Source organism: Streptomyces collinus (genome assembly GCF_031348265.1).
Taxonomy (GTDB): Bacteria; Actinomycetota; Actinomycetes; order Streptomycetales; family Streptomycetaceae; genus Streptomyces; species Streptomyces collinus.
In genome coordinates this window covers 6,946,705-6,958,371 of record NZ_CP133771.1, presented here as the reverse complement: position 1 = coordinate 6,958,371, position 11,667 = coordinate 6,946,705, and the positions used below count along the sequence as shown (strand labels likewise).

Below are 11,667 nucleotides of genomic sequence, written 5' to 3'. Positions count from 1 at the left end.
TCTGAAACTGTTTCTATCCCCCCTGCTCCAGGAGAGTCATGCCCAGCCCTCAGCTGCCGCGGGCCGTGTTCGCGATGGACCCGGTGCACCTCCCGCTGCTCTTCCCACCGCCGCTGATGGAGCGGCTGCGGCGCACGGCCGACATCGATCCCGGGCTGGTGGTGCGCGACTTCGCCGATCCGGCCGGTGCCGCCGCCCTGGCGTCCGCCGAGGTGCTGATCACCGGCTGGGGCTGCCCGCACCTGGACGCCGGGGTCCTCACCGCGGCCCCGGAGCTCGGCGCCGTGCTGCACGCGGCGGGCTCCGTCCGCTCCCTCGTCGGCCAAGCCCTGTGGGAGCGCGGGGTCAAGGTGTCCAGCGCGGTGACGGGCAACGCCCTGCCGGTCGCGGAGTACACGCTCGCGATGATCCTGCTGCTGGGCAAGGACGCCTTCGACCACCGCGAGCGCTTCCGCCGGACCCATGCCTACCCGGGCCCCGCCGATACCGCGGCGACCGGCAATCTCGGCCGTCGCGTCGGCGTCATCGGCGCCTCGCGCGTGGGACGCCGCCTGCTGGAACTGCTGCGGCCCTTCGACCTCACCGTTCTGCTGCACGACCCGTTCGTGAGCCCCGCCGAGGCCGCCGCTCTCGGTGCCGAGTCGCTGTCGCTGGAGGACCTGCTCAGACACAGCGACATCGTGAGCCTGCACGCCCCGGACATCCCCGCGACCCATCACATGCTCGACCGCGACCGGCTCGCCCTGGTGCGGGACGGCGGCGTGCTCGTCAACACGGCCCGCGGAGCGCTGGTCGACCACGAGGCGCTCACCGACGAGCTGGTCTCCGGCCGGCTGAACGCGGTGCTGGACGTCACCGACCCCGAGCCGCTGCCCGCGGGATCGCCGCTGTACCACCTGCCCAACGTGTTCCTCACCCCGCACATCGCGGGCTCCCTCGGCAACGAACTGGAGCGGCTCGGCCGCATCGTCGTCGAGGAACTGGAGCGCCTGGCGGCCGGCGCACCCCCGCTCCACGAGGTGCGGCACGCGGATCTGGCGCGGGTGGCGTGACATCGCCACGGCGGACCGTGACGCCGGTTGTCCACAGGCCCGCCGGCCTGGGGTAACGATGGGATACGGTTTCCGCACCGGTGGCTTCGGCGGCCGGGGGGTGATCGGCTTGTTCGGCTTGATCTGTTCGATCGGCTCAGTGGGCGATGACTCAGTGGGGCGAAGGCTCCGTGAGGCGATGGCTCAGTGAGGCGAGGGGCGACGCCTCGGAAGGCGATGGGGCGAGGGCGTGGCCCGGTCGCGCACCGGAGCGTCAGCGCGTCACGGCCCGGTGTTCCGGCACTCCCGGTCGGCCCGAGGTACCACGGCCGGGCGCACCGAGGCGGGGCGACTGCGCCGGCCACCGGCCGCAAGAACCCGGCCCACCACAACCGGACACCGCACCACCCCGGCCGACCACCGGCCGGACACCGCACCACCCCGGCGGCACGACGGCCGGACACCGCACCACCCGGCCGCTCCTCGGCCGGACCGCACCACCCGGCCCACCACCGGCCGGCCCGCACCACCCGGACCGCAAGGGACCAGGTCGCACCACCCGGACCGCGGGGGCCCGGGTCGCACCACCCGGACCGCAAAGGACCGGGGCACACCACCCGGACCCAACGGACCGGGTCACTACCGTGAAGGAGCCGCAAGGGTGAGTCAGCGCAAGGCGACGACGAGTGACGCCGGCCGGGCGACCATCCGTGATGTCGCGGAGCGCGCGGGCGTCTCCGTGGCCAGCGTCTCCCGGGTGCTGTCCGGCAACTACCCGGTGTCGGAGGAACTGCGCCGCCGGGTGATGAAGGTGGTCCGGGACCTGGACTACGTCACCAACGCCCACGCCCGTTCGCTGGCCGGCGGCGGCACGCCGACGGTGGCGATCCTCATCAACAACATCACCGGTGCCGCCTTCGCCCACGTGGCGAAGGGCGTCGAGGGCGCCGCCACCCTGCGCGGCTGGCTCTCCCTGGTCGGCACGACCGGCGACGATCCCGAACGCGAGCTCGCGCTGGTGAACCTCATGCGCCAGCAGGGCGTCGCCGCCGTGATCCTGCTCGGCGGTGCCTACGACTATGACGAGTACCAGCTGCGCATGGCCCGCTTCGCCCGCTCCCTGGACGCGGCCGGCTCGCATCTGGTCCTGGTGGGCCGGCCCCCGCTGGAGGGCGACGTCCCGGCGACGACCGTCGACTACGACAACGAGGGCGGCGCCTACGCGATGGCCAGCCACCTGCTCTCGGCCGGCCACCGCCGCGTCCTGGTCCTGCCCGGGCATGCCGAACTGACCACCGCTCAGGGCCGGTTGCGGGGCGCCCAGCGGGCCTTCGAGGCCTACGGGGTGCCGTTCGACCCGGGGCTGGTACGGCACGGCCGCTACGACTACGACCACGGGTACGAGGCCGTCGAGACGGCGCTGCACGAGACGCCGGACTTCACCGCGGTGCTGGCCGGGACGGACGTGGTCGCCGCGGGCGCCATGCAGGCGCTGCGCGCGGCGGGCCTGCGGGTGCCCGAGGACGTGTCGATCGTCGGCTACGACGACATCCCGCTGGCCTCGCAGCTCACGCCCCAACTCACCACCGTGCACGTGCCGTACGAGGAGATGGGACGGGTCGCGCTGCGGGCGGTGGCCGACCGGCGCGAGGGCGGCGGGGGCCGCCGCAAGAGCGCTGACGGCGACCATCTGGTGCTGGGCACCCATGTCGTGGTCCGCAACTCGGTCCAGCCGCCCGCCCCTCGTGGCTAGCCATCGCCCGGAGGCGACCCGTCGCCACTGAGAGCGTTACGTAACCGGTTTCCCCATCCGTTGCGGCCCACGCCGCGCCCCGTCGCGGCACCCTCCGAATCTCGGCGCGGCGCATCCGGGATCCCTCTGAGCTGCGCTTATGCACCAAAGGACGAGAGCGCGTCCAGCGCGCACGGTCTCAACGCGCCAGACCATCCGCCGCAACAAATTCCCGCGCACCTCTTGCTATGGACGGACACATCCGCCTACCGTCCCAGCAACCGCTTACTACAGCTTCCGCTTGGCCGAACCCCCCGCAACCGCGCGCCGATGTATTTCCGGCCGCCGTTTCCTGGCCGGCACCACGAGCCGCCGCCGTCCTCTCGTTCTGAGAACGCCCTATTCCGAAGGATCACGGTCAGATGAACTTCACGAGCCCCCGGAGAAGGTTCGCCTCCGCCGCTGTCGCGGGTATCGCGCTGACAGGTCTGCTCTCCGCCTGCGGCGGATCCGGCTCGGGCGACGACGCCGCGTCGAAGTCCGGCCCGGTCACGCTCCCCTTCTGGGGCTGGGCCAACGGCCAGGAGGCGGTCGTCAAGGCGTTCAACGCCTCGCACAAGGACATCCAGCTGAAGTACACGAAGGTCACCGACCAGCTGACCATGCAGAAGCAGCTGACCAACGCGGTCAAGGCCGGGAACGCCCCCTGTCTGGTGCAGAACACCGCCGAGTACGTGACGAGCTGGGTGTCGCAGGGAGCGCTCGCCGACATCACCGGTTACGTCGAGGGCGAGAAGGGCGAGTTCAACACCGGCGCGTGGGCGAGCGCGCAGGTGCAGGGCAAGCTGTACGGCGTGCCCACCGGCTCGGCGCCCCAGTTCACGATCTACCGCACGGACATCTTCGAGAAGTACGGCCTCAAGCCCCCGGCGACCTGGGACGACTTCATCGCCGCGGGCAAGGTCCTGAAGAAGCACAACATCAAGATCACCAACTACGCCGGTGAGGACCCGAGCACCCTGGAGGTGCTCGCGATGCAGGCCGGGGCGCACTGGTACGCGATCGACGGCAACGCCTGGAAGGTGAACTTCCAGGACGAGGGCACCCTGAAGGCCGCGAAGGTGATCCAGGAGATCATCGACAACGACCTGAACGCCAAGCTGTCGTTCGCCGACTACGCGGCCGTGCAGCGCAGTTACGACAGCGGCGCCACCGCGACCCGGCAGATCTCCACCTGGCAGATGGCCGGCATGGTGCAGAACTTCACCAAGTCCTTCGGGGACTGGGCGCTGGCGCCCTGGCCGGCGTACCGGGGCGAGGCGGCGAAGACGCCGGCCGGCACGAACCTGACCGGCGGCGTGACGCTGGTGACGAAGCAGTGCACGGACCAGAAGCAGGCGGCTCAGGCGGCCCTGTGGATGTCGACGAACCAGGACGCGGTCAAGACGATGGCGAGCCCGGAGACCGGCAACGGCGTGATGCCGGCGCTGAAGGACAGCGGCTCCTACGTCGGTGAGTCGATCTCGCAGAAGCTGCTCGGCAAGAACTACGAGCCGGCGCAGAAGGTCGTGACGGACAGCCTGGGAACGGTGACGACCGACTGGACCTTCGGACCCAACTGGACGGCGATGTTCACCGAACTCCAGGCGGGCTGGGCCAAGGTCGTCAACAAGGAGCAGAAGGTCACCGACCTGCTCGCGCACATGCAGGAGTGGACGGTCAAGGACCTGAAGTCCCGCGGTATCAGCGTCAAGGGCTGAGGCATTCGATGATTCGCTCCATGCGCTGGAAGGGTGCCGCGTTCACGGTGCCCTTCCAGCTCGGCTTCGTCTTTCTGTATCTGCTCCCGATCGGCTATGCCGTCTATGAGTCGCTGTTCACGGAGAAGCAGTCCGGGCTCGGTCTCGGTGGTGCGACGACGGAGTTCGTCGGGCTCGACAACTACACCCAGGGGCTGACGGACTCGGCGTTCATGAACTCCATCCTGCGGGTGGTGCTCTTCGCCTGTGTCCAGATCCCGATGATGCTGCTGATCAGCCTGCTGCTCGCGCTGTTCCTGGACGCGCTCACGTCCAGGGTGGCGAGCAGGTTCCGGATCGTGCTGCTGGTGCCGTACATGATCCCCGGCGTGGTCGCGGCGATCGTGTGGGTCAACCTCTACAGCCCGGACGTCGGCCCGCTCACCGCGATCGGCACGTCCCTCGGTCTCGACTGGAACTTCTTCGCGCCGTCGATGGTGTGGCCGGCCATCGGCAACCTGCTGACCTGGCACGGCATCGGCTACAACATGGTGATCATCTACTCGGCGCTCCAGGGCGTGCCGCGGGAGCTGTTCGAGGCGGCCCGGCTGGACGGCGCCTCTGAGCTGCGGATCGCGCGGAGCATCAAGATCCCGTTCGTGCGCGGGGCGCTGGTCCTGACGGGTCTGCTGTCGATCATCCAGATGCTGCAGATCTTCAACGAGCCGGCCCTGTTCCGGAACATCACGCCGCAGACGGTCAGCGACAGTTTCACCCCGATCATGATCATCTACAACCAGGCGTTCAACGCGGGCAACTACAACTACGCGGCCGCCCTGTCGGTGCTGCTCGCCCTGATTTTGGGCGTCGCCTCCTTCCTCTTCTACCGGCTCACCTCGAAGGAGGCCGACTGATGACGCTGACCGAGCAGACCACCGAGCGGCCCGAAGTCCGCAGTGTCCGCAGGCTGACCCGGCCGGACCCCGCCTCCCGCGGGCGGGGCGGTCAGCGCTTCCTGCTCGTCGGGCTGGTGCTGGCCAGTGCCTACAGCCTGTTCCCGGTGTGGTGGCTGATCGTGGCCGCGACCAAAGACCGTACGGCGCTGTACCAGAGCAACGGCCTGTGGTTCTCGGGCTGGCACCTCTGGGACAACCTGCATCAGGTGTTCACGTACCAGGACGGCATTTTCCTGCGGTGGACGGCCAACTCGTTCCTGTACGCGGGCGTCGGATCCCTCGGCGGCACGCTGATCGCGCTCGCAACCGGTTACGGACTGGCCCGCTTCGACTTCCCCGGACGTAACGCGATCTTCGCGTGTGTCGTGGGCTCGTTCCTGATCCCGATCGCGCTGCTGACGCTGCCGCTGTATCTGCTGTTCTCCGCGATCGGCATGGTGGACACGCCCTGGGCGATGCTGATCCCCTGTCTGATCAACCCGTTCAGCGTGTACCTGGCCAAGGTGTACACCGAGGCGACGATCCCCTACGAGCTGCTGGAGGCCGCCCGGATCGACGGCGCCGGGGAGCTGCGGATCTTCTTCAGCATCGTGCTGCGGATGATGACGACGGGCGGTGCGACGGTGTTCCTGCTGGCCTTCGTGAACACCTGGAACGCCTTCTTCCTGCCGCTGACCGTGCTGCGCGGCAAGGAGAACTGGACGCTCAACCTCGGACTCTACAACTGGACCGGCACCCGGCTGGAGTCCGGCATCGACCTGACCGGGCTGGTGCTGACCGGCGCGCTGCTGTCCATCGTCCCGATGGCGATCATGATGGTCGCGATGCGCCGCTACTGGCGCACCGGCGTGACGCTCGGCGCCCTCAAGTGACGCTCGGCGCCTCTCATCCAGCGCTCGGCGCCCTCGTGCCCCTCCTCCGCCGTACCCCCTGACTCCTGGGGGCCGCAGGTGACCCTGACTCCCTGCGGCCCCCAGGGCGACCGACGTTCCGGGAGCCCTCGCGTGACCGTCCTGCGCAACCCCGTCCTCCGCGGCTTCGCGCCCGACCCGTCGCTGGTGCGGGTGGGCGACTGGTACTACGTGGCGACCAGTTCCTTCGAGTGGTTTCCGACCATTCCCATCCACCGCTCCCGGGACCTGGCCCACTGGGAGTACGCCGGTCACGTCCGGGGAGCGGTTCCCGGGAACTCGCTGGCCGGTGTGCCCGACTCGGGCGGCGTCTGGGCCCCGTCGCTGAGCTGGGACGGGGAACGGTTCTGGGTGACGTACACCGTCGTGCGCTCGGTCGGCACGCCCTACTTCGACCTCGACACGTACGTCTCGACGGCCGCCCGTGTCGACGGCGGGTGGAGTGCTCCGCGGCGGGTCGCGAGCCACGGTTTCGATCCGGCCCTGTTCCACGAGGACGGCCGGCTGTGGCTGCTGAACCTGCAGAACGACCACCGGCCGGGGGGTGAGCGGTTCGCGGGGATCGTCGTGACGGAGCTGGACCGGGACGCGCTGGAGCCCGTCGGCGAGACGCGTCTGCTGCTCCGGCACGACCGGTTGGTCGAGGGGCCGAAACTGTTGCGGCGCGACGGCTGGTACTACCTGGTGCTGGCGGAGGGCGGCACCGGCTGGGAGCACGGGGTGCGGGTGGCCCGCGGCAAGGAGCTGACGGGGCCGTACGAACTCGACGCACGGCCGCTGCTGACGACCCGGGACGCCCCGGAGGTGCCCTTGCAGAAGGCGGGGCACGGCGAGCTGGTGGAGACGCCGGACGGGCAGTGGCTGCTCAGCCATCTGACGGCCCGTCCGCTGCACACCGCGCAGGGCCGCCGCTGCACGCTCGGCCGGGAGACCGCGATCCAGGCGGTCACCTGGGACGCGGAGGGCTGGCCCCGGCTGGCGCAGGGGGGTTGGCACCCCGCGGTCGAGGTCGACGTACCAACGCGGCCGCACCCGCTGCCGACGGTCACACCGGCCACACCCCGCACACCGCCCGCACCGCCCGCACCGCCCGCACCGCCCGCACCGCCCGCACCGCCCGCACCGCCCGCACCGCCCGCACCGCCCGCACCGCCCGCACCGCCCGCACCGCCCGCACCGCCCGCACCCGCCGCGCCTACCGCAGCCGTCGTACCTGTCACACCTGCCGCCCCCGCCACACACACCACACCAGCCCCACCGCCGGAGGATCTGTCCTGGCCGTGGAGCACCCTGCGCGAACCGCCGGACCCGTCCTGGGCCGACACCACGACCCGGCCGGGCTGGATCCGGCTGCGCGGCCGGCACGGGCCGGAGTCCCGGTGGGCGGCCGGCCTGCTGGCCCAGCGCGTCACCGAACACCGTGCGGAGGCCGAAGTGACCGTGGAGGCACGGCCGGTCACCTTCACTCAGGCGGCCGGGCTGGTGCTCTGGTACAACCCCGAGGCGTATCTCGCCCTGGACCTGACGTGGGCGGAGCCGGCGGGCGAGCCCCAGCGCGGCCAGCAGTGGGACGGGTCCCCCGGCCGTACGGTGCTCAGCCTCGTCGAGCGCGACGAGGACGGCCTGCGGCAGGCCGCTGTCGTCGACGTGTCCGTGGACGGGCCGGTGACGCTGGGGGCGACGGTGGAGGGGGCCGACGCGCGATTCTGGTACCTACGCGACGGGGTGCGCACGGCGGTCGGGCCGGCGCTGGATTTCGGCCGGCTGTCCGACGACCACGGCTCCCGGCTGCGGTTCACGGGGGCGATGGCGGGGATCCACGCACGGGACCTCGTCGACGCCGCGTTCACGGCGGACTTCACCGGGTTTCGGCTGACCTGCACCCCCCGCTGAGCGAGGTGACGGGGTTTCGAAAGTTTTGACCGGCGTGAAGCGGTGAATTCACTTCTCTTCCACCCGTCCTGCGCCGCACCTACAGTAGGAAGCGCTTTCTGCCCGGCGGTCCACCGAGTCCGCCGTGCGCAGAGCTGGTCGAAACTTTCCACGGCCCTCGGGCGGGCCGGAGAGGTGGGTTCCCGATGGTCCGTACGGCGAGTGCGAGCGCGGCTGCCGGTCCGACGCTGGCGGTCGTGGCGCGCGAGGCGGGGGTGTCGGTGCCGACCGCGTCCAAGGTGGTCAACGGCCGCGAGGACGTGGCACCCGAGACCCGCCGCCGCGTCACCGAGGCACTCGACCGGCTCGGGTACGTGCGCAGACCCCGCTTCGACGCGGCGAAGGCACCCCGGCTGGTCGATCTGGTCGTGCACTCGCTGGAGAGTTCCTGGTCGGGCGCGGTGCTGCACGGAGTGGAGGACGCCGCGCACGACGCGGGACTGGAGGTCGTGGTGTCGGCGGCCCTGATCCGCTCCCGGATCGGCCGCCCGGAGCGCGGCTGGCTGGACAAGCTGGTCGCCCGCGGTTCCTCCGGGGTCCTGTTCAACCTGGCCGAGCTCAGCGCCTCGCAGTACGCGTGGCTGGAGCAGCACCGCATACCGTTCGTGATGATCGACCCGGTGCAGGAACCGCCGGAGGGCGTGGTCTCGGTGGGCGCCGCGAACTGGCAGGGCGGTCTGACGGCCACGGAGCATCTGCTGTCCCTGGGCCACGAGAGGATCGCGGTGATCGCCGGCCCACGGCGCACGATGTGCAGCAGCGCGCGCGTCGCCGGGTACCGTTCGGCGCTCGCGTCGGCGGGGGTCCGGCACCGGGCCGAGTACGTCCGGCACGCCGGGTTCGACGAGAGCGTGGCCCACCGCCGCATGCTGGAACTCCTCGACCTGCCCGAGCCGCCGACCGCCGTCTTCGTCTGCTCGGACCGGATGGCGCTGGGTGTCTACGAGGCCCTGGCCGAACGGGGGTTGAGGGTCCCGGACGACATCAGTGTGGTCGGCTTCGACGACCTGCCCGAGGCCCGCTGGGCCTCCCCCGCCCTGACCACCGTCCGCCAGCCGCTGTCCGAGATGGCCGCGACGGCCCTGCGGTCGCTGCTGCGCATGATGGACGGGCACCGCCCCGAGAGCACGCGCACCGAGCTGTCGACGCGGCTGGTGGAACGGGCGAGTACGGCGGCGCCGCGCGCGTAGGTGCGACGTGGGCCGTCGGGCGTGCCCGTGCACGTGTGCCGGCGGGCGTCGGCGCGCCGAGGCGGGAATGTGCCTGTGCCTGCGGGGAGTTGGCGGGAGTGCCAGGTCCGCCGTCGGTGTGGCGGCGGGCGTACTCAGTGAAGGGGCTGCCTCTCATGACGCGCGACGCGCGCACCATCACCAACCCGGCCACGCTCCACGACCCCACGCCCTTCGGCTACAGCCACGCCGTGTCGTCACCCGGTGAAACCGTCTTCATCGGCGGCCAGTACGCCTCGGACACCACCGGCGCCCCGGTACCGGGTGACTTCGCCGCGCAGGTGGAGCTCGCCTTCGACCGGCTGCGCTCGGCCCTGGAGGGCGTCGGTCTCGGCTACGAAGACGTCGTACGGCTCGGCACGTTCATCGTGGACCACGACCCGGGGAAGCTGGAGATCCTGGGCAAGGCCCTGCACGCCCGCTTCGGGGAACGCCTCCCGGCGCAAACGCTGAGCGGGGTGGCCTCGCTGGCGCTGCCCGGGATGCTGTTCGAGGTCGACGCGGTCGCGGTGCGGCCGACAGGGCCGGTCGGGGCAGCCTGACGGGCCGGCCGGGGCGGCCTGACGGGCCGCTCCCCGGCGGGGCGTGCGGACACAACCCGTGGTCGTGCGGGGGTCCGCCACACACCCCTCGTACGCGTCGCGCGCCCGCCATTGGGGGGAACTGGCCGGGACGGGCCGGCGTCGAACGGTGCGGTGGGGAGGGGCCGGTGTCCGGGGGCGGGACGGCGGCGAGCAGTGGGGGGACGACCATGACACGCTGGCGGCCGCTTCCGGACGTACTGCCGAGGGAGGCGCGGCACCTGGTCGAGCAGCTGCGGGCCCTGAAGGACCGCACCGGGCTGAGCCTCGCCGAGCTGGCCCGGCGGACCGCTTACAGCAAGTCGTCGTGGCAGCGGTATCTCAGCGGGGCCAAGCAGCCGCCGCGGGGAGCGGTGCAGGCACTGTGCCGGGTGGCCGGGGCCGACCAGGCACGGCTGCTGGCGCTGTGGGATCTGGCCGACACGACGTGGCCCCACGGGGTGCCGGTGGCGGCCGGGCCCGCGGGGCCGATGGCGGACGCGCCGCCGGCCGGTGCCGAGTACCGGCGCTGGCGGGCGGCGGCCCTGGTGTCGTTCGGGGTCATCGTCGTGCTGCTGGCCGGGCTGTTGTGGCTGCTGCCCGCGGGGAGCGGATGAGCGTCACGGCCGCTCGCTCCCCCGGCGATGGCCGGCTCAGCCGACCGTGCGGTAGTGGGCGTACTTCCACGGCCCGACGTTCTTCAGCTTCACCTGGTACTTGCCGCCCACGCGCTTGAAGTTGACGTTCCGCACGAGGCCCTTGTACTGGACGATGTTGCCCGGCAGGCTCTGGAGCCGGGTCTGGGCGAAGTCCCAGCTCTCGCTGTCGACGGTGCCGTCGGTCTCGGGGAGGTTGTGCCGGCTCTGCCACCACTGGGTGGCCGACTCTGTCTCCGGCCCGAAGGAGCCGTCGATCCGGCTCTTCCTGAAGGGCTGCCACTCGCCCTCGTCGTCCTCCCACTCGGCGCCGTCCGCCCACAGCACGGTCTCCCACAGGGCGACGGCGTTGCCCCTGGAGTAGGCGTCGACGCCGAGGTTCTCCTCGTCCTCCCAGTCGTTGGTCACGACACCCTTGCCGTCGATGCCGAAGTAGGCGGGCGCGGCGTTCGCCGCCGGAGCCAGGGCGATGCCGGTCCCCCCGGCCCCCAGCATCACGGCCGTCACCATCGCCATGGCCCGATTGCGCATGCTCATGCGGTTGTCCTTTCCGAACCGCCGTCCCCCGGCGGGTTTCCCCTGGGGCGGCTCGTCTCGTCTGGCACGGCACAGCCTCACGGGCAGGCGGCACCCGCGGCGAGCCCTGCCGGCGTCCCCGGACCGCCCTGGGACGGTTCAGCCGCGGTGCGGCGGCGTCCCGGCGGGAGACGGGCCGGCAGGGACCCGCCCGGACCGGGGGGCCGACGGCGACAGGCGCGACAACGGCGTCCGGGCGCGGCAGCGGGGGCCAGGCGCAGCCAGGGCGGCAGGCGCGGCAGCGGCGTCCGGGCGCGGCCAGGGCGGTGGGAGCCGGGCCGCCCAGGTGATCCGCCCAGGAGGTGGGCGCGGAAGGCCGGATCCCCGTGGGCGACCTCCGGGGAG

10 protein-coding genes are annotated in these 11,667 nt (G+C 71.6%); 9 read left to right on the top strand and 1 reads right to left on the bottom strand.

Features of this window, described 5'->3' with window-relative positions; all coding sequences use genetic code 11:
- Nucleotides 1-38 precede the first annotated feature (38 nt).
- From RFN52_RS31545 to RFN52_RS31505, 9 genes are all read left to right on the top strand, one after another.
- Nucleotides 39-1,052, top strand: coding sequence for a hydroxyacid dehydrogenase (locus RFN52_RS31545; RefSeq protein WP_184851283.1), 1,014 nt, complete (start codon nucleotides 39-41; stop codon nucleotides 1,050-1,052).
- 640 nt (nucleotides 1,053-1,692) lie between these two features.
- Nucleotides 1,693-2,784: a LacI family DNA-binding transcriptional regulator gene (locus tag RFN52_RS31540; RefSeq protein WP_184851281.1), complete on the top strand. Its 1,092-nt coding sequence runs from the start codon at nucleotides 1,693-1,695 to the stop codon at nucleotides 2,782-2,784.
- A 401-nt stretch (nucleotides 2,785-3,185) separates the two neighbouring features.
- Nucleotides 3,186-4,523, top strand: coding sequence for an ABC transporter substrate-binding protein (locus tag RFN52_RS31535; RefSeq protein WP_184851279.1), 1,338 nt, complete (start codon nucleotides 3,186-3,188; stop codon nucleotides 4,521-4,523).
- Nucleotides 4,524-4,531: 8 nt separating this feature from the next.
- Nucleotides 4,532-5,416, top strand: coding sequence for a carbohydrate ABC transporter permease (locus RFN52_RS31530; protein ID WP_184851277.1), 885 nt, complete (start codon nucleotides 4,532-4,534; stop codon nucleotides 5,414-5,416).
- The gene (locus tag RFN52_RS31525) at nucleotides 5,416-6,330 is read left to right on the top strand and encodes a carbohydrate ABC transporter permease (protein WP_184851275.1); all 915 of its coding nucleotides are present in this window, start codon (nucleotides 5,416-5,418) and stop codon (nucleotides 6,328-6,330) included. The genes RFN52_RS31530 and RFN52_RS31525 overlap by 1 nt, the downstream gene beginning before the upstream one ends.
- A gap of 132 nt (nucleotides 6,331-6,462) precedes the next feature.
- On the top strand, nucleotides 6,463-8,262 hold the full coding sequence (locus tag RFN52_RS31520) for a glycoside hydrolase family 43 protein (protein WP_311241091.1): 1,800 nt from the start codon (nucleotides 6,463-6,465) through the stop codon (nucleotides 8,260-8,262).
- A gap of 185 nt (nucleotides 8,263-8,447) precedes the next feature.
- Complete coding sequence (locus RFN52_RS31515; RefSeq protein ID WP_184851273.1) at nucleotides 8,448-9,491, top strand: LacI family DNA-binding transcriptional regulator; 1,044 nt, start codon at nucleotides 8,448-8,450, stop codon at nucleotides 9,489-9,491.
- Between the two features lie 155 nt (nucleotides 9,492-9,646).
- A complete protein-coding gene (locus tag RFN52_RS31510) occupies nucleotides 9,647-10,072 on the top strand; it encodes a RidA family protein (protein ID WP_184851271.1) in 426 nt (141 codons plus the stop codon).
- 209 nt (nucleotides 10,073-10,281) lie between these two features.
- Nucleotides 10,282-10,707, top strand: a complete 426-nt coding sequence (locus RFN52_RS31505; protein ID WP_184851269.1) for a helix-turn-helix domain-containing protein — start codon at nucleotides 10,282-10,284, stop codon at nucleotides 10,705-10,707.
- A 36-nt stretch (nucleotides 10,708-10,743) separates the two neighbouring features.
- Here RFN52_RS31505 and RFN52_RS31500 read toward each other — a convergent pair whose 3' ends face one another.
- Nucleotides 10,744-11,283, bottom strand: a complete 540-nt coding sequence (locus RFN52_RS31500; RefSeq protein ID WP_184851267.1) for a peptidoglycan-binding domain-containing protein — start codon at nucleotides 11,281-11,283, stop codon at nucleotides 10,744-10,746.
- Nucleotides 11,284-11,667 lie beyond the last annotated feature (384 nt).

Coding starts and splice junctions, on each gene's coding strand:
- RFN52_RS31545 (WP_184851283.1), top strand. CDS start 39: ATGCCCAGCCCTCAGCTGCCGCGGGCCGTGTTCGCGATGGACCCGGTG.
- RFN52_RS31535 (WP_184851279.1), top strand. CDS start 3,186: ATGAACTTCACGAGCCCCCGGAGAAGGTTCGCCTCCGCCGCTGTCGCG.
- RFN52_RS31530 (WP_184851277.1), top strand. CDS start 4,532: ATGATTCGCTCCATGCGCTGGAAGGGTGCCGCGTTCACGGTGCCCTTC.
- RFN52_RS31525 (WP_184851275.1), top strand. CDS start 5,416: ATGACGCTGACCGAGCAGACCACCGAGCGGCCCGAAGTCCGCAGTGTC.
- RFN52_RS31515 (WP_184851273.1), top strand. CDS start 8,448: ATGGTCCGTACGGCGAGTGCGAGCGCGGCTGCCGGTCCGACGCTGGCG.
- RFN52_RS31510 (WP_184851271.1), top strand. CDS start 9,647: ATGACGCGCGACGCGCGCACCATCACCAACCCGGCCACGCTCCACGAC.
- RFN52_RS31505 (WP_184851269.1), top strand. CDS start 10,282: ATGACACGCTGGCGGCCGCTTCCGGACGTACTGCCGAGGGAGGCGCGG.
- RFN52_RS31500 (WP_184851267.1), bottom strand. CDS start 11,283: ATGAGCATGCGCAATCGGGCCATGGCGATGGTGACGGCCGTGATGCTG.